Annotated in this window: 22 protein-coding genes and 5 pseudogenes; 16 read left to right on the top strand and 11 right to left on the bottom strand. The window is 58.2% G+C overall.

The annotated features are described in order from the left end of the window. Window positions 1-4: 4 nt before the first annotated feature. From FHT75_RS32055 to FHT75_RS32040, 4 genes are read left to right on the top strand one after another with little or no spacing between them, the layout of a single operon-like run. Window positions 5-898, top strand: a complete 894-nt coding sequence (locus tag FHT75_RS32055) for a dioxygenase (protein WP_183845480.1) — start codon at window positions 5-7, stop codon at window positions 896-898. A gap of 21 nt (window positions 899-919) precedes the next feature. Then, on the top strand, window positions 920-1,702 hold the full coding sequence (gene hpaH, locus FHT75_RS32050) for a 2-oxo-hept-4-ene-1,7-dioate hydratase (RefSeq protein WP_183845479.1): 783 nt from the start codon (window positions 920-922) through the stop codon (window positions 1,700-1,702). 8 nt (window positions 1,703-1,710) lie between these two features. After that, window positions 1,711-2,478 carry a 4-hydroxy-2-oxoheptanedioate aldolase gene (gene hpaI / locus FHT75_RS32045; protein ID WP_183845478.1) on the top strand — a complete coding sequence of 256 codons (768 nt, stop codon included), beginning with the start codon at window positions 1,711-1,713 and terminating at the stop codon, window positions 2,476-2,478. Between the two features lie 34 nt (window positions 2,479-2,512). After that, window positions 2,513-3,244 carry a transporter substrate-binding domain-containing protein gene (locus FHT75_RS32040; protein WP_183845477.1) on the top strand — a complete coding sequence of 244 codons (732 nt, stop codon included), beginning with the start codon at window positions 2,513-2,515 and terminating at the stop codon, window positions 3,242-3,244. Between the two features lie 413 nt (window positions 3,245-3,657). Here FHT75_RS32040 and FHT75_RS36440 read toward each other — a convergent pair. The 5 genes and pseudogenes from FHT75_RS36440 to FHT75_RS32015 form a co-directional block, all read right to left on the bottom strand. Continuing rightward, window positions 3,658-4,102: pseudogene (locus tag FHT75_RS36440) on the bottom strand (helix-turn-helix transcriptional regulator); the annotation flags it as partial. 1,085 nt (window positions 4,103-5,187) lie between these two features. Further along, window positions 5,188-5,964 (bottom strand): ABC transporter permease, encoded by a 777-nt coding sequence (locus tag FHT75_RS32030; protein ID WP_183845521.1) that lies wholly within the window; start codon window positions 5,962-5,964, stop codon window positions 5,188-5,190. Then, complete coding sequence (locus tag FHT75_RS32025; RefSeq protein ID WP_409527375.1) at window positions 5,948-6,778, bottom strand: ABC transporter ATP-binding protein; 831 nt, start codon at window positions 6,776-6,778, stop codon at window positions 5,948-5,950. The genes FHT75_RS32030 and FHT75_RS32025 overlap by 17 nt, the downstream gene beginning before the upstream one ends. 15 nt (window positions 6,779-6,793) lie before the next feature. After that, window positions 6,794-7,795, bottom strand: a complete 1,002-nt coding sequence (locus tag FHT75_RS32020) for an ABC transporter substrate-binding protein (RefSeq protein ID WP_097623347.1) — start codon at window positions 7,793-7,795, stop codon at window positions 6,794-6,796. Between the two features lie 47 nt (window positions 7,796-7,842). Then, entirely contained in the window at window positions 7,843-8,925 is a 1,083-nt protein-coding gene (locus FHT75_RS32015) for a 4-oxalomesaconate tautomerase (protein WP_097623348.1), read from the bottom strand. 109 nt (window positions 8,926-9,034) lie between these two features. On the opposite strand from FHT75_RS32015, the gene FHT75_RS32010 reads away from it, so the two are divergent. From FHT75_RS32010 to FHT75_RS31990, 5 genes are all read left to right on the top strand, one after another. Beyond that, window positions 9,035-9,940: a LysR family transcriptional regulator gene (locus FHT75_RS32010; protein WP_183845476.1), complete on the top strand. Its 906-nt coding sequence runs from the start codon at window positions 9,035-9,037 to the stop codon at window positions 9,938-9,940. Window positions 9,941-10,162: 222 nt separating this feature from the next. Continuing rightward, window positions 10,163-10,309 carry a DUF1127 domain-containing protein gene (locus FHT75_RS32005; RefSeq protein WP_097544157.1) on the top strand — a complete coding sequence of 49 codons (147 nt, stop codon included), beginning with the start codon at window positions 10,163-10,165 and terminating at the stop codon, window positions 10,307-10,309. Between the two features lie 392 nt (window positions 10,310-10,701). Beyond that, window positions 10,702-10,938 carry a LysR family transcriptional regulator gene (locus FHT75_RS36545; protein WP_409527374.1) on the top strand — a complete coding sequence of 79 codons (237 nt, stop codon included), beginning with the start codon at window positions 10,702-10,704 and terminating at the stop codon, window positions 10,936-10,938. Beyond that, window positions 10,845-11,234, top strand: a complete 390-nt coding sequence (locus FHT75_RS31995; protein ID WP_246713001.1) for a hypothetical protein — start codon at window positions 10,845-10,847, stop codon at window positions 11,232-11,234. The genes FHT75_RS36545 and FHT75_RS31995 overlap by 94 nt, the downstream gene beginning before the upstream one ends. Window positions 11,235-11,323: 89 nt before the next feature. Further along, on the top strand, window positions 11,324-13,285 hold the full coding sequence (locus FHT75_RS31990; protein WP_183845519.1) for an elongation factor G: 1,962 nt from the start codon (window positions 11,324-11,326) through the stop codon (window positions 13,283-13,285). A 127-nt stretch (window positions 13,286-13,412) separates the two neighbouring features. Here FHT75_RS31990 and FHT75_RS31985 read toward each other — a convergent pair whose 3' ends face one another. The 3 genes and pseudogenes from FHT75_RS31985 to FHT75_RS31975 form a co-directional block, all read right to left on the bottom strand. Then, on the bottom strand, window positions 13,413-13,823 hold the full coding sequence (locus FHT75_RS31985; RefSeq protein ID WP_183845473.1) for a transglutaminase N-terminal domain-containing protein: 411 nt from the start codon (window positions 13,821-13,823) through the stop codon (window positions 13,413-13,415). Between the two features lie 555 nt (window positions 13,824-14,378). Then, window positions 14,379-14,760, bottom strand: a pseudogene (locus FHT75_RS31980) (type II toxin-antitoxin system VapC family toxin). Beyond that, a complete protein-coding gene (locus FHT75_RS31975) occupies window positions 14,757-14,957 on the bottom strand; it encodes a type II toxin-antitoxin system VapB family antitoxin (protein ID WP_183845472.1) in 201 nt (66 codons plus the stop codon). The pseudogene FHT75_RS31980 and the gene FHT75_RS31975 overlap by 4 nt, the downstream one beginning before the upstream one ends. Window positions 14,958-15,165: 208 nt before the next feature. Here FHT75_RS31975 and FHT75_RS36435 point away from each other — a divergent pair. The 7 genes and pseudogenes from FHT75_RS36435 to FHT75_RS36090 form a co-directional block, all read left to right on the top strand. Next, a pseudogene (locus FHT75_RS36435) lies at window positions 15,166-15,373 on the top strand (sulfite exporter TauE/SafE family protein); the annotation flags it as partial. Window positions 15,374-15,772: 399 nt separating this feature from the next. Beyond that, window positions 15,773-16,331, top strand: a pseudogene (locus FHT75_RS31970) (NTP transferase domain-containing protein). Window positions 16,332-16,402: 71 nt separating this feature from the next. Next, a pseudogene (locus FHT75_RS31965) lies at window positions 16,403-16,561 on the top strand (IS5/IS1182 family transposase); the annotation flags it as partial. A 144-nt stretch (window positions 16,562-16,705) separates the two neighbouring features. Further along, the gene (locus FHT75_RS31960) at window positions 16,706-16,945 is read left to right on the top strand and encodes a DUF982 domain-containing protein (RefSeq protein ID WP_097544185.1); all 240 of its coding nucleotides are present in this window, start codon (window positions 16,706-16,708) and stop codon (window positions 16,943-16,945) included. Window positions 16,946-17,045: 100 nt separating this feature from the next. Beyond that, complete coding sequence (locus tag FHT75_RS31955; protein WP_097544186.1) at window positions 17,046-17,309, top strand: DUF982 domain-containing protein; 264 nt, start codon at window positions 17,046-17,048, stop codon at window positions 17,307-17,309. 726 nt (window positions 17,310-18,035) lie between these two features. After that, window positions 18,036-19,109 (top strand): GSU2403 family nucleotidyltransferase fold protein, encoded by a 1,074-nt coding sequence (locus tag FHT75_RS31950; RefSeq protein ID WP_183845471.1) that lies wholly within the window; start codon window positions 18,036-18,038, stop codon window positions 19,107-19,109. Window positions 19,110-19,740: 631 nt separating this feature from the next. Next, window positions 19,741-19,989: a hypothetical protein gene (locus FHT75_RS36090; RefSeq protein WP_097623355.1), complete on the top strand. Its 249-nt coding sequence runs from the start codon at window positions 19,741-19,743 to the stop codon at window positions 19,987-19,989. 84 nt (window positions 19,990-20,073) lie between these two features. Here the strand turns inward: FHT75_RS36090 and rsgA are convergent, their stop codons facing one another. The 3 genes from rsgA to FHT75_RS31935 all read right to left on the bottom strand — a co-directional run bounded on the left by rsgA (window position 20,074) and on the right by FHT75_RS31935 (window position 21,683). Then, the gene (gene rsgA / locus FHT75_RS31945; RefSeq protein ID WP_183845470.1) at window positions 20,074-21,141 is read right to left on the bottom strand and encodes a ribosome small subunit-dependent GTPase A; all 1,068 of its coding nucleotides are present in this window, start codon (window positions 21,139-21,141) and stop codon (window positions 20,074-20,076) included. Between the two features lie 21 nt (window positions 21,142-21,162). After that, entirely contained in the window at window positions 21,163-21,339 is a 177-nt protein-coding gene (locus tag FHT75_RS31940) for a hypothetical protein (RefSeq protein ID WP_018071841.1), read from the bottom strand. An 86-nt stretch (window positions 21,340-21,425) separates the two neighbouring features. Continuing rightward, complete coding sequence (locus FHT75_RS31935; protein WP_409527373.1) at window positions 21,426-21,683, bottom strand: Eco57I restriction-modification methylase domain-containing protein; 258 nt, start codon at window positions 21,681-21,683, stop codon at window positions 21,426-21,428. Between the last annotated feature and the right edge of the window lie 188 nt (window positions 21,684-21,871).

Raw genomic sequence — 21,871 nt, 5'->3', positions numbered from 1 at the left:
TGAGATGGTGATACGGACACACGAGGATGTGACGGCGGCTGCTCTGAAGGTGATGGCGCAGACTGCCGATAGCCGGCTTCGCGAGATCCTGACGGCGCTGGTGAAGCATCTGCACGCCTTTGTTCGCGAAGTTCGCCTGACGGAGCCGGAGTTTCGCGATGCCACTGCGGTCCTCAACGAAATCGGCCAATTGCAGACGGACAGTCATAACGAGTTCGTCTTGATGTCGGGCTCGCTGGGCGTTTCGACACTGGTCTGCTTGCTCAACAATGGCGACCAGGGACAAACGGAAACGTCCCAGTCGCTGCTTGGACCCTTCTGGCGCCTCAACTCACCGCGCGTTGAAAATGGCGGTACCATCGTCCGGTCGGATACGCCGGGTTCTCCACTTTTCGTTCACGCGCGGGTGGTGGATGCACACGGTAAACCCATTGCGGGCGCCGAAGTGGATGTCTGGCACGCGTCGCCCGTCGGTCTCTACGAGAACCAGGATCCTGATCAGGCCGAGATGAACTTGCGGGGCAAATTCACGACGAACGCGGAGGGCCGCTTCTGGTTCAGCACGGTGAAGATGATCGGATATCCGATCCCGGTGGACGGTGTCGTCGGTCGGCTTTTGAAGGCCCAGGGGCGTCACCCCTATCGTCCGGCGCATCTACATGCGCTGATCTTCAAGCAAGGTTTCAAGACACTTATTTCGCAGGTTTTCGACCCGAGCGATCCGAATATCGATTCCGACGTGCAATTCGGGGTGACGTCCGCGCTGACCGGCGATTTCGTGCAGCATGACGAACCGCATTCGGAAGATCCGAGTGTGAACGTTCCCTGGTTTTCCCTGGAGTACACATACGTGATGGAGCCCGGCGAAGCGGTTCTGCCGCGTGCGCCAATCAAATAAACAAACGGAAGAACCATACCCATGTTGACGGAAGAAGAACACCGCCGCGCGGCGCAGGCATTGCTGGGCGCCGAGGAAAGCCGGGTGCCCATCCCGCAGCTCAGCAAGACCTATCCACACATCGAAATCGAGGATGCGTATCGCATCCAGGATCTTTGGGCGGAAGGCAGGATTGCCAAGGGCGCGCGCGTCGCGGGCCACAAGATCGGCCTGACGTCGCGCGCCATGCAGATGGCATCGAAGATGACCGAGCCGGATTATGGGCGCATCCTTGATGATGCTCTGTTCAACGATGGCGCTCAGATCAGGGCCGACCTCTTCATCAAGCCGCGCCTCGAAGTGGAACTTGCCTTCCTCATGGGCGAGGATCTCGAAGGCCCGAGTACCCGCATCTACGACGTTATGCGCGCCACGGAATTCATCGTGCCGGCGCTCGAAATCATCGACTACAGGACCGAGGTTCCGCGCGCGATCACAGATACCATAGCGGATAACGCGGCCTTCGGCGCCATCGTCGTCGGCGGTCGCGTGATCCGTCCGATGGATGTCGACATCCGGTGGATCGGGGCGACGCTCTCCAAGAATGGGATCATCGAGGAGTCCGGCGTATCGGCGGCCGTCATGGGACATCCCGCGGCGGGGATCGCCTGGCTCGTCAACAAGCTCTATGCGGTTGGCGGCAAACTGGAAAAGGGGCAGATCGTGCTGGCGGGCTCCTTTACCCGCCCGGTTGACATCGCTGCTGGCGACGTCATCCACGTGGATTATGGCCCGATCGGCGCAATCGGCGTCGCTTTTGTATAGGTTAAAACATGAACCTTCCGGAAAATCGCTTCAAGCGGGCGCTGTTCGAAAAGAGGCAGCAGATTGGTCTCTGGTGCAGTCTGCCGGGCAGCTATGCGGCGGAGGTCGTCGCGCCCTCCGGGTTCGATTGGCTGCTGTTCGACACCGAACACTCGCCAGGCGACGTACTGACTGTCTTGCCACAGTTGCAGGCGGTCGCGGCGTACGATGTCTCGGCGATCGTGCGGCCCGCAAGCAATGATGTGGTTCTGATCAAGCGTTACCTCGATATCGGCGCGCAGACACTCCTCATTCCTTATGTGCAGAACCGTGCGGAAGCGGAAACTGCGGTCTCCGCCATGCGCTATCCTCCTGCCGGTATCCGCGGTGTATCGGGACTGACGCGGGCGACGCGTTTTGGGCGTGTCTCGGGCTATGCCAGGCGGGCGGAAGAGGAGTTGTGTCTGCTGGTGCAGCTGGAAACTCGCGCCGCACTCGAGGCATTGGAAGCCATTGCACAGGTTGATGGTGTCGATGGCGTCTTCATCGGCCCGGCGGATCTTGCCGCCAGCCTTGGATATCCGGGGGAGCCCGGTCATCCCGAGGTCGTGGCTGCCGTCGAGCATGCGATCAGCCGCCTTGCAGCTCTCGGCAAACCGGCCGGCATCCTGACGCCGGACACCGCTTTTGCCGCCCGCTGCATTGAACTCGGAACGACTTTTACCGCAGTCGGCATCGATGTCGGCCTTCTCGCACGCGGAACCGAGGCGTTGGCAACGAAATTCAGGCAATCGTGACCGCAACATTGCGTTGTCGGGCAGGAGATCGAACATGACCGGCGATGTCACAGCTTCTATCAGCGCACTGATCCCAAAAGGCTATCTTCGGGCGGCGGTAAACCTTGCAAATATCGCTTTGGTGCAGCACGACCCAGAGACAGGATCCGTTGAAGGGGTCAGCCCACAACTCGCCAAAGAGCTTGCGGAGCGCCTCGGTTGTCGCGTCGAATTCGTCGCATACCCATCAGCAGCCAAGATTCTGGAGCGGGTCGATCACGACGAGTGGGACATCGCCTTCCTGGCCGCCGATCCGGCACGTGAAGACAGGCTGCTGTTTTCGCCTGCCTATGCGATGATCGAGGGTACGCTGGTGGTTCGAGAGGCAACACCGTATCGCACCTTTCAGGACGTCGACGCGGAGGGCCTGGAAATTTGCGTCACCCGCAACGCTGCCTATGACCTCTATTTGTCCCGGCATCTCGCGCGTGCCAGAATCGTTCATTCGTCTACCCCGGGGGAGGCGCTTGAAATGTTTGTCGAAGGTAAACATCACGCCGCTGCGGGTGTGCGGCAAGCGCTTGAGCGTTTTGCGGGCACCCATAAAGGCTTCCGCGTTTTGGTGGAACCTTTCCTCATTATAAGGCAAACGATCGCTGTCAGTTGTTCCCATCCGGCTGCGGGTCTGTTGGTGCGCGAATTCGTCGAAGAGGCTCGTCAACAAGGATTTTCGGAAAATGTCGTTCGCCATGCACAAGGCAATGGCGTTGCTTTGGCAGAGCAGTAGCGGTACCACAAATAGGTGGCCGACAATGAAGGCAGAGTGTTCAGCGTTTGAGGAGACAGGCTGGGGGCCCGATCGCAGCTTCGATCCCTGGTGGTGACTCAATCAATGGCGGCGTTGGCAACCCTCTCCACGCCGTCTTCGGCGCCTTAGTCTTCACCTTGATTCCGATTGGATGCCTTGTCATCGGCTTTGATTCAAGGTTTCTGCAGATTGCCTTTGGCGTCGCATTGATTGCCTCTGTCGCCCTCACGCTTGATCGCAAGACGCTGTCGATCATCAAATCATTGCTTATTTGGCGCGCCAGAGTAAGTTTCCTCGCGAGATCCTCCCATCCGCCACCTTGTGCCCGGCATCAGCGGGGCATTCGGCCCATGCGCGGGTTCGGTGCGACTGGGCGCTCTCATTTCATTCGCGAAATACTGTCCGGCAGAAGCGCCAAAAGCCGTCCTGAACACCGCAATGAAGGCGCTGGGGCCTGAGCAGCCAAGCAAAAGGCGATATCGCCGACGCTTCGGCCGGCAGCGAGCCACTCCACTACTTTGAGAAGTTTCGCCTGCTGACGCCAGGCGCGGAAACTCATGCCTGTCTCAGATTGGAAATGGCGCTGGAAGCTGCGGGGGACATGGCCGCACGTGATGCAAGCGCATCGAGTGGCCAATCGGCACCCGGTTCGTCCCTGATGTCTGAAGCGATGCTACGGAGGCGCTCGGATGCCGGCGAGGGAAGGGACAGCGGCGCGATCGGACTCGCCTGGAGCTGGCCGAGAATGACCGGGATAAGTCTTTCGGCATGGGCACTGCCGGCGTCCGCGCGAGGTATCTCCAGGAACGCCAGGATAAGTTCGCGTAGGAGTGGCGTCCGGTGCAGCCGGGTTGGTTTCGAAGAAGCAATCACGGCCAAGCAATCGGCGCCACAGCGAGGAGTTTCGCAATGCGGCGCTAGACCTGGTCGGTGTTGATATCGAGCAACGACCATATTGTGGCTACTAAAGAGTAGATTTTTAATAGTTGAGCCGAGCAACGGTTCATATTGGTTCTGGAGCGGCAATTCACCAGGCAACTTTCAGTCCGAGGTGGGCAATGTGGCGGCCGGTCCGCGCACGAGCGCCTGGGTGCGTGTTTCCAGCAGACAAAGCCTCGCGATGCGATGGCAGTGTCGTGATAACGCGGCAACAAGGCAGTGCTATTGCCTAATGTTGCCTAATCGCGGCAAGCCGAACTAACGCGTACCCCGCGCCGCCAACTTGATTCAAAAGGTCTGCTCTCATTTCCCTGTCGGTGACGACCTTGATTTTGGTCCATTTGTCTATCTTGGTATCGAGCGGTAGAGGCAGGCCCTCTCGCAGCAAGAGGGTAAGCTCAGGGGCTCTTTCCGACTTATAGATGCAAATCCTCATCACACGGCACCCCAACTGCACAGATTTGTAACAGTTATATTGCAGTGCGTTATCAGCTATTGCAATGCCGCAAAATACTTCTCCGCAAATGTGCCGAGGTATGTTTCCGTTCCGCTGTACATACGCCGCCGCTTCGTCCAGTTATGAGCCTGACATAATGGTAGAACACTCAGCTTTCAGCACTTCGCAAGCTGGTATCGTACACTACTCGCCGTCAACGCATCTGGCGCTGGTATTGCGTCTGCAAGGCAATCACGCAGATCGTCCCGTATCGCGATGCGCTTGTCGCCGAACTCAAGCTTATCCCGACGGACAAGGTCACCACAGGACAAGTGGGCATCATAAGGCATGCCACGTGGTCAACGCGTTTTTGGAAGCCAATCCAATTGAGGTGTTAACCAATGGCTGCTTAATACGCCCACGATTCCAACTTTGAGCCAGCATATCAATCGGGAGCTGGCGGTACTTTCTAACACAAGGCCAAAAAGAACGGAGTGCCGATGGCGGCACCCCCAATCAGAACTCACATGGAAACTAATTCGATTTGTTACGCCGCTCTCTCTTCTGCGGCGTTCGGTCTCCACTTGATGAGCCGGCCTTCCAGAACATCGAGAATTCGATCGATGATGAGCACGAACATGGCCAGGATGATGATGCCGGCAAACACCCCCACCGCGTCGAAGTTGCCTTCCGCCTGCGCGATCAGGTAGCCCAGTCCTGCAGAGGAGCCAAGATACTCGCCAATGATGGCGCCGACGACCGCGAAACCGACGGAGGTACGAAGCGACGACAGGATCCAGCTTGCTGCTGCGGGGAAATAGACATGCCGCAATAGATCGGAAGGTTTGGCTCCGAGGATCCTTGCATTCGCGAGGACCACCGGGTTGACTTCGCGGACGCCCTGCATGGCGTTGAAGAAGGTAATGAAGAAAACAAGTGTTACGGCAAGCGCCACCTTCGACCAAAGGCCGAGCCCGAGCCAAAGAACGAAAATCGGGGCAAGCACCACGCGCGGAACGGCGTTGAGCCCCTTGATGAACGGGTCGAGGATCCGGGCGGCGCTCCGGCTGAGACCGAGCCATACACCAGCGGCGACACCAAGGCCCGTGCCAATGATGTAACCGAGCACTGTTTCCGTCAGGGTTATCGAGACGTGCTTGTAAAAGCTCGGGTCAACGATCCAGCTGACAATCTGATTGAAGATATCGAGTGGCGCCGGGAAAAAGAAGACATCAATGAAGCCGGCGGTCACGCCGAGCTGCCAGCCACCGAGGATAAAAACCAGCATACCGAGCTGGATAGTGCGTTCAGTCCCGACGTTCATAGCTTTTCTCCACTTCGCCACGCAGGGAAGCCCAGATATTGCGATACAGATCCATAAAGCGTGGATCGAGTTTGATCTCTGCCACATCCCGTGGCCGCTCGAGATCGACCGGGAAACTTTCGATGACCCGCGATCGAGGGCCGGCGGCCAGAATGGCGACGCGGTCTCCCAGCGCGATGGCCTCTTCAAGGTCGTGCGTAATCATGACCACGGCGCGGCGTTCTTCCTGCCAAAGGCGCAGCAACTCATTCTGCATAAGGTGCCGCGTGTGGATGTCGAGCGCGGAGAAGGGCTCGTCCATCAGGATCACCTTCGGACCGGCAATGAGGGCCTGCGCCATCTGGACACGTTTACGCTGGCCGCCGGAGAGTTGGTGCGGATAGCGGTGTTCGAACCCCTTCAGCCCGACCTTGGCAAGCCAGCTCATCGAACGCTCGCGGCGCTCAGCGGCTCCAACACCCCTGAACATCAGGCCGAGCTCGACATTCTCGATGGATGTCTTCCACGGAAGCAGCGCGTCCTGCTGGAAGAGATAGCCAATGTCATTCTGCACGCCCTTTACCGGCGTGCCGTCGATCGTCACCGTACCGCTCGCGGGTTTCAGAAGACCTGCGATCGCGTTCAAAATAGTGCTCTTGCCGCAACCGGTCGGGCCGACGATGGCGAGAAACTCGCCATCGGCAACCGTGAGGTTGACGTCCTGCACCGCGACATAGGAACCAAATGACATTGTCACGGCGTCGATCGATACCATCGACTTTGCATTTTGCTGTCCCGTCGGGATAGGCATGGGGTTTACGACAGCCAAGGACATGGCCTCCTCCTAGGATCAATTGGTGGTCTTATCCGTTACCTTGTCCACGAAAGCGTTCGTGTAGGTTTTGGAAAGATCGATTGTTGCGGCAGCAACCTTTTCGTTGAAGCTCTTGAGGACGGCCAACGGCGTCTGCGTGTCGGTCTCGCTGAACTTGCCGTCCACCGAGAAAATCGGCTTGGCATTCTGGACGGCCTTCACATAGGTGTCCCGGTCGCCGGAGATGAATTCTTCCGGCAGTTTTTCGACAATCTCTTCAGCGCTATGTGTGTTCATCCATGCCAGTGCCTTGACGGTCGCGTTCGTGACCTTCTGGATGGTTTCCGGGTTCTCATCGATATAGGCCTGTGTCGCATAGAGGACGGCGGTCGGATAAATTCCGCCATAGATCTCCTTTGCTCCCTCGTCGCTGCGGGCGTCGATCAAAATCTTGCCGACACCCTTTGCCTCGATAAAGGTCGCCGCGGGATCGTAGTTGACCAGAAGATCCACTTTACCTTGCTCGAGGGCCGCGACTGCGGCCGCGCCGGAACCGACGCCGATCAGCGAGATGTCGTCGGCCGAAAGATTGTTGCGCTGCAGGTAGTAGCGCACGAAGAAGTCGGAAGATGATCCCGGTGCGGTGATGCCGATCTTCGCGCCCTTGATCGTTTCCGGCTTGGTCGGATCGAAGGATGAGTTTTTCCCGCCGGCCAGAACCAGGCCAGAATTGCGCGCAAGCTGGACAAAGCCGACCACCGCCTTGTTCTGCGACTGCATCTGGATCGTATGGTCGTAGAAGCCGACAGCGATATCCGTGGAGCCGGCAACAAGCGCCTGCAGCGTCTTGGAGCCGCCAGATGCGAAGTTTTCGACGGTCACCTCAAGACCTTCCTTCTCGTAAAGACCTAGGCCAGCTGCCACCGGGAAGGGCAGGTTGTTGAGGTTGTAGGACCCGACGCTGATGCGCACAGGTTCCGCAAAAGCCGAACCGGCAAAAGCGACCGTTGCCGCAAGGGCGAGTATAAGTTTGCGCATGTGTATTCCTCCCTGATGCGTGGCGCCCTCCCGGCAACCACTTCCGATTATGCAGCGCAAACCACTTGCGCGATAGGTTTTGCAAAGACCCGGCCCTCGAAGAGGCGTCGGGCCGTCCGCAGGATTCCGGCAACTGTCTTGCCGTCGCGGGTATCCAGTTTTACTTCCAAACGACCGCTTGGATGTTCGAGAACGAGGATGACCGGCGGCTTGCGATTGCCGATCAGTTGCGCAGCGACGGTTCCGTCGCTGATGCAGGCCGTGGCAATCCCAACCGCGCCGGTTGTTGCAAGAGACGGGTGGCATTGGTGCGGCATGAAATAGCGCACGCCGAGATCTCCGCCCTTGTTGGGAGTGGAGATCAACACCGGTTTGGGCGTGACCTGGTTGCTGACATCGCCCATGCCCATACGACGGCCAGCCTCAAGCCGTAGCGTTTCGAGTCGGTGCAGCATTGCGCCGTTGGCGTTAAGCTCGGCTGCAGGTTCGTTTCCCGTCACACGGAGGGCGGCGGCTTCGAGCAGCATCATCGGCATCGCGCAATCGATGCAGGTCACATCGATGCCATCAATCGTGTCGCACGGGTTGCCGGTCGGGAAAAGTTTGCCTGTGCGTGCCCCGGCCGCATCCATGAAGGTCAGCGCGATCGGTGCCGCATTGCCCGGCACGCCGTCGATCGAGGCATCTCCCATGTAGGCAACGCGGGCATCGGGGGTCGGAACCTCCGCTTCGATGAGTTTGCCGGTATTGACGTTGTGAATGCGCACGCGGGTTACGCCCGTCGCCGCCTTGACCAGTCCGGCCTCGATCGCGAACGGCCCGACGGCCGCAAGCATGTTTCCACAGTTGGGCGAGATATCCACGAACTGCTGATCGATGCGGACTTGGGCGAACAGATAATCGACATCAGCATCGGACACAGTTGACGGGCCGACGATGGCAACCTTGCTGGTGACGGGGTTGCCGCCGCCAATACCGTCAATCTGCAGAGGGTGACCCGAACCCATGACTGAAAGCAGGATCTGATCGCGTTGCCGCGAATCCGATGGAAGATCGGATGCGAGAAAGAACGGTCCTTTGGAGGTGCCGCCTCGCATCAGAACGCAGGGAATGGAAATCAGGTCGTTCATGGTTGTACCCGCATACTGATGTGATTTATATATCAATCAGCTTCTTTGTTGCAGTAAGCGGCAAAATGATTGATATGGGAAATGCGAATATCAGAGGGAATGATGCGTTATGAGCATCAATTGCGAGATACTGGATCTGCGCGCGTTTCTGTCGGTCGTCGAACTGGAAAACTTCCACCGCTCTGCCGAAGCGCTCAATCTGTCCCAGCCGGCGCTCAGTCGTCGAATTCAGAAGCTCGAGCTGGCAATCGGGGCGCCTTTGCTCGAGCGCACCACGCGTCATGTCTCGACAACCGCCCTTGGCGCGGAACTGATACCTTTGGTGCGACGAATGCTTGAGGAGTTCGACACGTCGCTGTTTGCGGTGCGCGATGTCGGATCTCAGCGCAGCGGCCTCGTGACAATCGCATGTCTGCCGACGGCTGCTTTCTATTTTTTGCCGACCGTCATCAAGCAATTCAGCGCCGAGTATCCGAACATTCGTTTTCGCATTCTCGATCTCCCGGCCACCGACGGACTGCAGGCAGTCGCCCGTGGGGAAGTCGAGTTCGGCATTAATATCATGGGCTTTTCAGATCCCGACCTCATCTTCGAGAGGCTCATCGAAGATCCATTCGTGCTGGCGGCACGCAAGGATCATCCGCTGGCAGCGAAGAGCGAACTCGAATGGGACGATCTGGCGCCCTATCAACTGATCACAGTTCACCGGTCCAGCGGCAACCGTACGCTTCTTGACGCCGCTCTGGCGAAGTCGAACCTGAAACTGCGCTGGTCCTATGAAGTCACACATCTTTCGACATCGCTTGGTTTGGTGGAAGCGGGGCTTGGAATTTCGGTTCTGCCTAAACTCGCCACCCCACAGGAAGAGCACCCGTTCCTCGTCACGAGACCTATTGGCAATCCTCAAATCTCACGAACGATCGGCATTGTGCGTCGTCGCGGTGGGACGCTTTCGCCCGCGGCCGAGCGCTTCATGACAATGTTGATTGGGACGTGGAGGAAACCGTGCAACTGAAAGAAAACCGGGATGGTAACCCGCCTACTTAGTGAAAAGTTCGAGGCTGAAAAAAGAGCATTTCCCGTTGCAAAAGAAAACCTTATGCGTCCTGCGCATAGGTGGGGTGAGGGATTGTCGCTGTTTTAAACCGATTGAAACGCCTATATTCCGATACATCGAAACGACGCCGGAACCAAGCAAGGTTGCTGACGTCACATAGCCCTCAGGAAGGGGATTATCATGAACGTAGCACGCTCTTTCAACAACTGGCGCAAGTTCCGTCAGACCGTCACCGAACTCGGCCGCATGTCTAGCCGTGAGCTGCAGGACCTTGGGATCGACCGTGCTGACATCCGCAGCCTCGCCCGTGCATCGATCGCGCGCTAACCGCACATCATTTAGTCTCTCCGACCGCTCGACGCCCGCTCATGACGCGGGCGTTTTTGCGTCAAACGCATGTCTAGGTCGGCTGGATCCGTGGCTCGAGAAATTCAAGGACGAGTCCCGGTGCGCCGGCAAGAACCAGATTCTTTTGATTACGCATCCTATGCTGCGGACGCTCAAGCTCGTCGAACACGTATTTCTCTCCGGGGCCGACGTCGGCCGATGACCGATCTCCCGCAAATGATCGCGGCGACCCCTCCAAGACCCGGCGATAAGTCAGCGCCGTTCACTCGACGGTCGTTGGAGAACGCCGCATGGGATGTCGCCAGCGCACGCGAGGGCCGTTCCACAGCTATCTCGATCGAAATGGTCAGCGTTCGTGACCGTTCGAACAGTTGAGCTGTCCGGCCGCCGAGCGGCGTCAGCTCGTAATCCACCCGGGACGGCGTCGATGGTTAAACGGTATCGACGCGGCAAAGGCACTTGAGTTGGACCACTCGACCAGCAGCTGCCGTCTCTCGAAGCTCGAAGAAGGCCTTTGTGTTCAGCTTTTCGAACGGGCTGGGCGACGATTGCGCATAACGTCGGCGGGCGACGAGCTCCGCCGGTCCGCAAACTTGTCGCGCTTTTGATCGCTCATGACGGACAAAATTGGCACCCTTTGAAGTTTCTCGGCAAGACTACTTTGAAAAATGGCGAAATGTCCGTGCCAAAAGGACTTTCAAAGCCAATCGTGCGGCGGCGAGACCTGGCCGTCATCGTTCGTCTCGAAGCCTTTTGCCAAAAGCTGCAGGAAGGCACGATCGTTCTTCATGCCTATGCGAAAAAATTGCAGGCCTCCGACCTTGCCGTTTTCACTTTCGTACTCACGAAGCAGAATGCCTGGGCCGGCGGGCCAGGTATGCTTCGACCATGCTCGTCGAGATAAAGCACGCGCCCATGAACACCTCTGGCGCCTTGCAGCGGTTCAGGGCATCCTATGTGAAAATTGTGTTTATGGCAGTTGGAGGAATGCCGATGCGCTGCTTTACCGTGCTTGGACCCTCGCAGACCGGAAAATCAACAGTCGTGGAAAAGCTCGGCTCCCTGGAGGGGGCGCCGAGAAAATCCAGCTCCCCTTATGGATTGAACCTCACAGAATTCACCTTTGGAAACGAGGCGTGGTGTGCGCTGGATGCGCCAGGACCCAACGAAGCGTTGGCGCATGCACAACACGCGCTTCTTGCCAGCGACGCCTGCATCCTGTGCGTTTCATCGGCACCCGAGGAGGCTGTGCTCGCCGCGCCCTATCTGCGGGTAATCGAGGCCTCGGAGACGCCGTGCATCCTCTTCGTCAACCGGATGGACGAACCGAGAGGGCGGCTGAGGGACGTGATCGCCGCGCTTCAAGACTACGCCAACCACACGCTTTTGCTTCGCCAGATCCCGATCCGCGAGGGGGACAGGATCATAGGCAGTTGCGATCTGATTTCGGAACGGGCGTGGCGCTACCGGGAAGGCCAGACTTCGGCGCTGATCGCAATCCCCGAAAGCGCCGCCGAGCGCGAGCACGAAGCGCGCAGCGAACTCCTGGAACACCTGTCCGAATTCGACGACTGGCTTCTCGAGGAGCTGATCGAAGATCGCGAGCCGCCCAGCGACGCGCTCTATGCCATTTCATCGCGGGTTCTCAGGGAAAACAGGATTATTCCAGTCCTGATCGGTGCCGCAAGTCACGGCAACGGCATGATGAGGCTGATGAAGGCGCTGCGCCACGAGGCGCCGCCGGTCGGGGTTCTTCGACAGCGCCTAGCTCGTGCGAGCAATGTTGATGAAAACAAGCTGAGCGCCGTGAGCTTCCATGCCTATCATCGCCAGAATGTCGGTAAGACAGTGCTCGTGCGCGCGCTTGGCGATGGACTGCGGCAGGGCGCATCGCTGGGCGGCTCCGGCCTCGGCGCCGTACAGCATCTCGCAAACGGGAAGTCCAATTCGGCCGTTGTGCCTGCGTCGGGGGATGTGTTTGCGACGGTCAAGTCCGACCACTTGCCCGTCCCTTCGCTGTTGACATCAGGCGCGGTGGTCGCCCCGCCTGAGTGGACGCAGCCGCCCACCCCGATGCTTGAAAGGATCCTAGTCCCGGGCAGCGAGCGCGATGAAAACAAGCTCTCCGAAACGCTGGCAAAAATATCCGAGACGGATCGCGGCCTAACGGTCTTGCAGGAGGAAAGCACCGGGGCCCATCTCGTCTGCGTCCAGGGGCCGGTGCATCTGCGCGATCTCTGCCGAACCCTGTCCGACGTGTTTCATATCGACGTAACCGATCGAACGCCCAGCCCGATCTACCGCGAGACAACTGCGAAACCATCCGAGGTTCATTACCGTCACCGCAAACAGACAGGCGGTGCCGGACAGTTCGCGGATGTGAAGCTGAGCATTCGCCCCAATGAGCGCGGCCGGGGCTTCAGCTTTAGCGAGACCGTCAAGGGTGGCGTCGTCCCGCGCAACTATATCCCAGCTGTCGAAGCAGGCGCGCGCGAAGCTATGGAGAAAGGGCCGCTAGGCTTCAAGGTCATCGATGTCGGCGTAACGCTGTACGATGGTCAGCACCATGCCGTCGACAGTTCGGAACACGCCTTCCGGACTGCGTCGAAAATGGGAGTGCGACAGGCGCTTTCCGAAGGGGCGGCAGTTTTAATGCAACCGGTCTTCCGCAGCGAAATTCACATTCCGTCGATCTATTCCGGCAGCCTCGTCCAGATCGTCTCCGCTCTCAAGGGCCAAGTTCTCGGCTTCGACCGGGATGAAACCGCCAAGGGATGGGACATCTTCCGGGCACTTATTCCGGGCGGCGCACTCGACGATCTGGCGCGGGCGCTGCGCTCGGCGACGCAGGGCATTGGTTATTTTTCCAAGACCTTCGATCACTTCGAGGAGCTATACGGCAAGGAAGCGGACGCTATCGTGAGGGCACATGGGGAACCAGGCGTCGCACACTGAACCGTTCGCGCACTTCATGCTCGTTCGCAGAATGGCGCCGTCGCAGAAGTTTCCTTTGGTCGATGCATAATGGATATTACGCCTATATGTATGATGGATCGACCAATGCGGCGACAAAAAAGCGAAGCTACGCCCGATCGTTGCGATCGTTCCGTGGGCCTGCTGCGAAGTTCATGCAGACATTTCGACCTGCACCTCCACGTCCATTGATCCGAATGCATCTGACATAGCGGAAGGGAAAAGTGACGGCGGAGCCTGCAATAGCAAAGACCGGCCATGCTGCGGCGGTAAGGTCTACCAGGGCGACGCTATCAACGGTCAGGACATCGGCCATCTCGTTGAAAACCGCAGTGGCAACGACATTGCCGAAGACATCCGTCGCCCAACTGAGCTGGGCCTGTGGTGCTATCGAGACCTCATACGACAGCAGCCGGAGATCGCGGCCCTCGCGCGGCCTCAACATCAGCCGATGAGGCCTCAGATGCACCGCGTAACGGTAGCGATAGATCGTGCGATGGTGGATACGAATTTGTGCCATGAATCTTACCGGGTTCTCTGGGAGTCAGCGGGGTAACGGGTCAGTGCATCGATCCGACAGGTTCGAACGCTCATCCAGCGGGTTCGCACGCAGGCCGCGCGAGAGCCCGTTCGAATTACTTCCTTGTCTTCGACCACCGGGACAAACGCCGTGCAACGCCGCCAGCAGGTCAAATCGCGCGAGACATCCTGACTTGCATATGGACGTTCTACCTGGGAAGGCTCGGTAACTCAGTTCGATGGTCGACTAAACAGGCGATGCGTGCAAAAACAAGGCGACGGGAACACTGAACGCTGACAATATCAATGCGCACGCGGGTGGCTTAATAGGTCGCATTCGTCGTGTCGGCTTTCATCCACTCGTATGTCATCTTCAGTTCTTCGAGCGCCAATGAAGCATTCCCGGGGATTCGAGTCGAGTCTAGGAGAATGCCCTCACAATCTGACGTTTCCAGGCGCGTGCGATTATACCGGCGGGGACGCAGAACTGGTGCGCCGCTGAAAAACGAAGGAGATTTGGCGGTCATTTAAGGGACTGAGTGCTTCGATAGAGCATCTAGTTTCGCGCATTGCCAGGGGTGTGCAGTGAAGCCCCCGCCTTTTCGGCCGCTGCCCGCAGACGCTTATCTCTGGTCCATAAGGCCGCCCGCTGATCGAGGAGAACTGAGGCCATCAAGTGGGCATCTGTGTAACCAATGCCCATACTGAAAATGGAGTGGCGATCAATCATCATCATGACTTCGTCGTGCGTCGCGACGAAAGCTTCGCGCTGGGCCGCCAGGAAAGCTATCAGGCTACTGCGATCTGGAAAGGCTGCCAAGTGCTGGCTCTCCGATTACGGCTGGATGGCATAAGAGACGATCGTCCTCGATAATCCTCCGCAGCTCTGGATCGGCCTGTCGGAAATGATCGATCCTGGAAGAGTCGGCCAGTATCACTTGGCAGCTGCGCTACGGCGGCGGGGGGCTGCCTCCGCATCCGGCATAGTTCCGCCGAGCGCAATGAGGCGTTTTCCCGACTCGACACGGACAAGCGTCTCCAACGCTTGGCGGACCAGAGTGGCGGTTTCTATCGTGCCGGTTAGGGCCCTAGCCCTTTCCAGGAGGGTGTCATCGAGATTGATAGTCGATCGCATCCTTGGTTTCCTGATGATGGTGTTACAGATAGCACCATTTGGTGATGAAATCCACGCTTGATCTCTATTCGAATACGTCCGCCGTCGCATGAAATCCGCCGACAATTGCCCCATCACCGTGAGCACGGTAAACCGCCATGCACAAAAGCCGCCATCCGTTTTGGACGAGGGTCTCGGCGGGAATCAAGCTTTGCACGGCGACCTGAACATGTACGATATCATTCTTCTATTCCTGGCTGGCTTGTTAGCCGGCAGCAGGAATGCGCTGGCGGGCCGGCGGGCTATCCCTGCCTGCGCTGATATCGGTCGGGGTGCCGTCGGTTGCCGCAAGCGCCACAAGCACTTAGCCTTGTTTCCCGCGGAATGGCGAGCTCGTGGTTTACCGTGATGGGGTTAGGACTGTGTGCGGCACCAATTGCAGCGGTTCAGGGAATCCTATGATGGCTGAAGATTGTGTTTACGGCAGTTGGAGGATTGCCGATGCGCTGCTTTGCCGTGCTTGGACCCTCGCAGACCGGAAAATCAACCGGCGTGGAAAAGCTCGGCTTTCGCCTGCCTAGCCGACCATGCAGGGGTTGGCATCGGTACCATGATCGCGACGTTCAGATTCATTCCGCAAGCGGTTCATCCTTCGAAGATCGATGAGCCTGCGCATTCTGGCGGGTGAGAGTCCCGATGAAGATGATATATTCAAATGTGTGGCGGGCGCCGCCCGGAGATCCAGACGCGGCCGATGCCATGCCCTTGGAGGAGAAGTCGCGGTGAAGCCAATAGTGGTGGCGATCCTACTTCTGGGTGCCGGTATGGCGACGCGCATGGGCCCGAACGGCGGCCACAAGCTGCTGGCCGATTTTGACGGGATGCCGCTCGTCCGCCGTTCGGCGTTGATTGCGATTAATAGCCATGCTGAATCCGTCACTGTGGTCGTTGGCCATCGCCAAGACGACATCCGCAAGGCACTCTCCGATATGCAATTGAACATCGTCGCAAATCCGGATTACGCGTCCGGCAAGCTCCCTGGTGACAGGCTTTGTTGCTGCCGGGGCGAATGGTGTTGACGGTGTCCTGGTCATGCTCGCGGACATGCCGGATGTGACCAGCAGCGATCTCAACCGGCTGATTACGGCCTTTCAACATGGCAAGGGCGCATCGATCGTTCGTGCCGTCTCGCAGGGCAAGCACGGAAATCCCGTTATCCTGCCGCGGTCGCTGAACGATGCCGTTCTGCGGCTGAAGGGCGACATCGGCGCCCGCGACCTGATCAAAGCCTCCGGGCTGCCGGTGATTGAGGTTGAGATTGGCGACGCGGCGCTGATCGACGTCGACACGCATGAGGCCATCATCGCGGCCGGGGGCATTCCTGCGGAAAGCTGACGCGAATCCATTTCGCATATGTTCTCACCCACGGCCACGCTTCCATTATAGAGAATTATGCCTCGATGGTAGGGAAGCGGTCCTTGGTCGAGGCCGCGATCGGCCGCTACAAGTCGATCATCCGACACCGGCAGCGAGCCCGCTCATTCCGCGCCTAACAGACAGAAGTTGCCATCGGCTGCGCGATCCTCAACCGAATGCTGGCATGTGCACGCCGGAAGTCAGTCCGGTTTCGGTTCACGCCAGGAGCGATGCACCGAAGCCCTTCCAATTCGCTCTTGGGCTGCCGCCCTCCAAAATTTCGGCAGGATCGTCCGTTTGGAACAGATCTTCCTAATATACGTTTGTGGGAAGCCTGCCCCACGGAGGACGCCATGATCAGCATCTGGGACGCGAACGTCGAATTGAAGATAGATGATCGGGTTCACGTCATCAGGAACGCTAGAGAGGCGGTCGCATTCTTGAAGAAATACTGGCCCGAGAACAGAAGCGCCAGCTATGCGACAGCGTGGAAGGTATGCCTGGACGCGGCGAGTGGCGTTGTTCCCGACGCGGAAGCGCGATCTGCGTTTGAGGCTGCGGCGAAGGAGGCCGGCATCCTTCGTCAAAGTTAAGGTCGCTTCGTTTGAAGTGAGAATCTGGATCATGCCGCCCCCCACCCGGAACGGTTCTTGCACGGTTACCAATATGTTTACCGTGGGAAGGCGTAACGTCATGAAGTGGCACACAACCGGAGAGTTTACCCCGCTGATGCTCGTTGTAAATGGGCCGGAAAAATACAAGCTTGTCGCGAGCCTTTGGGAGGCGGCAAATATGTTGACGGCTTGCTGGCCCATCGACGATGGAGAGGAATATCTTATCGCGGTCAGGGCATGCCGGGATGCTATCCATGGGGACATATTGGCCGAGGACGCGCGAGAAGCGCTGATCCGTGCCGCCGATGAAGCTGGAATTCCGGTGATCACCGTCGTTCACTGAGTTGCTCCCTTCCTTGATGCCACAGCCCTCCGCTTCGCATCGAAGCGCCTGTCCTGAGTCCAAGAAACGCTGCTGCATCCATTTGATCTCGGGGATGGCGTACTGAGCCCAGCATGTGCAGATGCCGATTGCCTCGGCTGCGTCTCGCTGCTCTACGGCTCCCTGGCGCCTTTACTCGCATCAGTTGTTTCGGCGACATCGTCCCCCCGCAACGCTCCAGGAAACTGAGGTGCCTAATCGCCACCCGGCCGAGTGTCTTTCCCGACAGTCTCCAACTGGTCGCGAGGCAAACTATAGGTCAGTGCGAAATTATTGCATTCGAAAGTGCTGCTGAGGTTGCGCGCAATTGCAAGATTTCTGAAACGGCGGTTCGCCGACTTGCATATGGGTTTCGAACTTTTGGCGAGTTGGGCGCGATGATAAGAGATCAGATCTCTCGAAGAATCTTGGCGCCAAGTGCCGGTGCTGCCGAACTGACATCACATGCGGCTTTAACCCCGGGGAGCCGGATTTTGTTTGTGCCACAGGCATTAGCGGCTTTGGTTATAAGGTTTTGGCAGAGACTTATAACTTGACTATAGAACGGGGAGTTATAAGGTCTTGGCAGGGACTTATAACGGCGCAAGACAGGGCGACCTTTTAAAAGAGGGCAAGAGCGCATGGGCAAGGCGCGGGCCTTAGTTTGTGGGCCGAGAGGGCCCCCGCACGCCTGGAGGGGAAACGCCAATGATGAAAGAGATCGACATCAGCTACCGGACGATGTTCGCGGAGCTAACGCAGCGGACGCTTGATGCGCAATTTGCGGCAGACTTCCCTCTGGAGGGCTGGTTTGTAACGGTCACCGTGAAGGGCCGCGATTACTGGTATTTCGATCTCCCTGCCGAGGGAAAGGACAAGCGACGCTATGTCGGTCCACACAATGACGAGGCAATCACGGCGAGGGTGAAGGCTCACAAGGAAATCAGAGACGACATGCGTGAGCGGAGGCGGATGGTTAGCACTCTGCGCCGCGCTGGCCTTCCGGGTCCCGACACCTTCGCGGGCGACGTCACGAAGGCGCTTGCTGACGCCGGATTGTTCCGTCTTCGTGCAGTCCTGATCGGGTCGGTGGCTTTCAGCACATATGCGGGGATGCTAGGGGTCCGATTGCCCTCGTCGGCAATGCAGACCGGCGATGCCGATTTCGCGCAGGACTTTGCGATCTCAGCCGGGGTCGAAGACAGTTTGCCTCCCGTGCTGGAGGTCCTCCAGTCGGTTGATCCCGAGTTTCGGCCGGTTCCGCACCATGCTGACAAAGCGAAGGTGGCGGCATTCCAAAACGCCAAGGGCTACCGAGTGGAGTTTCTCAAGGGAAATCGGGGATCGGACGAATACACGGGCAAGCCGTCTCCTATGCCCGCCCTCGGTGGCGCGTCGGCGGAAAATCTGCGGTTCTTGGATTTCCTGATCTATGAACCTGTCCGCACGGTGCTTCTCTTCCGCGAAGGCGTGAACGTCCTCGTCCCCGCTCCCGAAAGGTATGCAGTTCACAAGCTCATCGTGTCCTCAAGAAGGCGCACAGACACTCTAGGACGCATTAAGTCCGACAAAGACCTGACCCAGGCATCCCTGCTCTTCCAAGCCCTCGTCGAGACGCGCCACGACAGCGAGCTGGCGGATGCTTGGGAGGAAGCATGGAATCGTGGGGATGCGTGGAAAGAGGGCATCGTCAGCGGCCTATCGAGACTGCCGAAAAACGGGGTGAAAGCCCTGGAGAAGGTCCTCGGCCCCGAGGTGATGGAAGACCTGGTGAAAAGGTAATCGGAATGATGGCCGTTGCGACGCTTCATTCCCAGCCCGTCAGGAAACTCGACGAGCGGCGGTGACAATGCAAGCCGGCGCCCTCGACGAAATCACGTTGTGTTGAGCACATCATCTGAGGAACTCGCTGCGCCATCGACGAGGCGGGGCGTGCCGTTTCCGCGGGCGCCGCTCTTTCTTGCCGGAAAGGCCTTCACGCAGTATTGCCGGTGATACTTCCAACTGTCGTCTTGATCTCACCGGCTCAGTGATCTCACCGCCGGAAGTGGCAATATTCGCAGTCCTGGTACCTTGGCCAGCCCCTGAACTTTCCAGAACGGAGCAAACGCAGGTGTTCTCCGGTCTGAAGCCATATACGGTTAATCAGATCGGCAGGCGCTCTCGAACGAGTGGGGGTTCACTTCGAGTCCGTTCAGGAGCGCTTGCTACACGGGCGTGGCCCGGCTCTGTCGTACTAATTCACAATGAATCGCTCTGAGTCTTTCTCGCAACACCTAAGCGGCAACTGGAATCTTGGACGGATTTGTCTGGTCTAGCGCATTTCAGTTGCTGTATCCGTGGGACTGCAAACTGATTTGCGCGAGCGGACTGTTAAGGAAAGCAAGTCCGCATCTTCTAAAGCAGGGCTTTAATGAACGCGGACATGATAGCCGCCTGGGCGGTGGAAAATGGATTCCATGCAATCGACTCGGGGAGTTATCGTCGCCACGACACTGCGGGTGTGATCACGATCGAGATAAAGAGGATCTCATTCCTCCTCATCGATGAGAGGCAAGGATTGCGACCGCGCCTTATATCTTGGTTGTTCAAAGACTTATCCCTCACGAGCGGGAGCGGCCGCTTGCAGGGTGTTCTTCTTGACCGCAATCCCATTCATTGAGCGCTGACGCTATCCCAAAGCCTAGCAATTCTGATGGCGGATCGTGGTTGACGACGGTGAGCACCGTCGCAAACGTCAGCACTTTCAATATTTCTTCTTGCGAACGATCTTGTTGCCGCGGGGTCCACTGACGACCGGTGTTCGGTCGCGGTTTTCTGCAAGCAGGTTCCGCCAGCGTTCCAGGCGATCGGCGACTAGGGCACCGCTTGCGACAGCTGCCTGCACCGCGCACCCCGGCTCATGGGCATGGGTGCAATCGCGAAAGCGGCAAAGCGGCGCCAGTTCGGTTATCTCAGCAAAGAGGGTGTCGATACCGTCGGCAACATCACTCACGTAAAGCGTTCTTACTCCCGGCGTATCGACAACCCACCCGCCGCCTGGAACTGCATGTAGGGATCGCGCCGTGGTCGTGTGTCGGCCCTGCGCGTCGTATTCCCGGATGGTGCCTGTTTTTTGCTTTGTGTCAGATTCAGGCCCAGTCATGGTGTTAACCAGCGTTGATTTTCCAACACCAGAGGATCCCACCAGGGCGACCGTCTGGCCAATGCCGCACCAAGGCCTCAACAGGGAAACGGCATCCGCCGAGCGCCCATTCAAGGCAATGACAGGCAGGTCGCGCTGCAAAGCCTTGGCTTGCGCCTGGAAAATGTCGGCATCGTCGGCGGTGTCAGCCTTCGTCAGGACAATCACCGGATTGATCCCGGCCTGAGTGGCCATGATCAGGTAACGTTCCAGCCGAGCAAGATTGAAATCGGCGTTGCACGAGGTCACGATCAACAGGGTGTCGACGTTGGCGGCAACAAGTTGCAGGCCACGTCCGCCTTCCGGACGTCGTTGAAGGACGCTTTTTCGGTCGAGACGTCTGATAAGCATGTCAGTGAGTGAATCGGCAAGAACCCAGTCGCCCACCGCGTAGTCACTGGTATTGGTATTGGATGGAAACTCCAGTCCGACCGGCCCGGTGACATCGATCGCCTCGATGCGGGCTCGGTGAACTGAAGCGATGCGTCTGGGGATCAAGTCCGCTTCGCTGGCCTGGACTTGGTCCGCGAAGAATTCGGACCACCCAAGTAGTTCCAGCGGTGAAGAAAGTTGGGAGCTGGTCAAATCTTGGTCCGCATTCGGTAAGGCCTGCCATAGAGAGTTTTTCAATGATCTTCCGCGGCTTCTCGCTTAGCTGCGTGGATGATCCCGCTTTGGCAAAGAGGTTGCGTAGGCAGCAGCCTCGCCAGGATAGGGGAAATCGTCCCCGAGCTGACGGTCGCCATCGTAGACTTTGAATGAAGGCCCTTCAACTTCAACGATCTTGTAGCCATTCACGTATTCGATCTTCGGTGTTTTCCAGCCCATTAAAGCTCTCCGGTCGGTCCGCGGTTCTCTCTGAAGATGGTGCCACCTCATACTCGGCAGTCTATGGTCTATCAGGTGCTTCACGATTAGCCAACGCCGGTTCGATCCCATTCGGCGGGCAAGACGAAGACTAGGCGACCGCCTTTCCTCAGGAACAATGCAGAGTGCACCGTAAATGCTGCCCAACTCGAGGCGAGGCCCGTCGGAGAAATGCTGCCCCTGATGACCGCCTCCCGGGCACGGGCGCGGGCTTCCCCGGTAAAGTCCTGGTATCGGATATAGGGAGGATTTCCGATGACGACGTCCAACGCGGGATCAGCCCCGACGGCAAAGAAGTCGTACAATTGCGGCGGGCTCGAGCACGCGGTCGTCAGGCGCGCGAATGGCCCGGGTCCGCGGATGGCCGCCTACTTCCATCCAGAACTACAGCGCGCTGATGGGTTTGTGCAGCCTATCCCATTAAATCAGGCGTTTTACGATCTGCGGGTCGATGTTCGGGTGCTTTCGAGAGCAGACGATTGCCGCTTCTCTG

It is taken from the genome of Rhizobium sp. BK112, from assembly GCF_014193215.1.
GTDB lineage: Bacteria > Pseudomonadota > Alphaproteobacteria > Rhizobiales > Rhizobiaceae > Rhizobium > Rhizobium anhuiense.
This window is presented reverse-complemented; position numbering and strand designations above follow the sequence as displayed.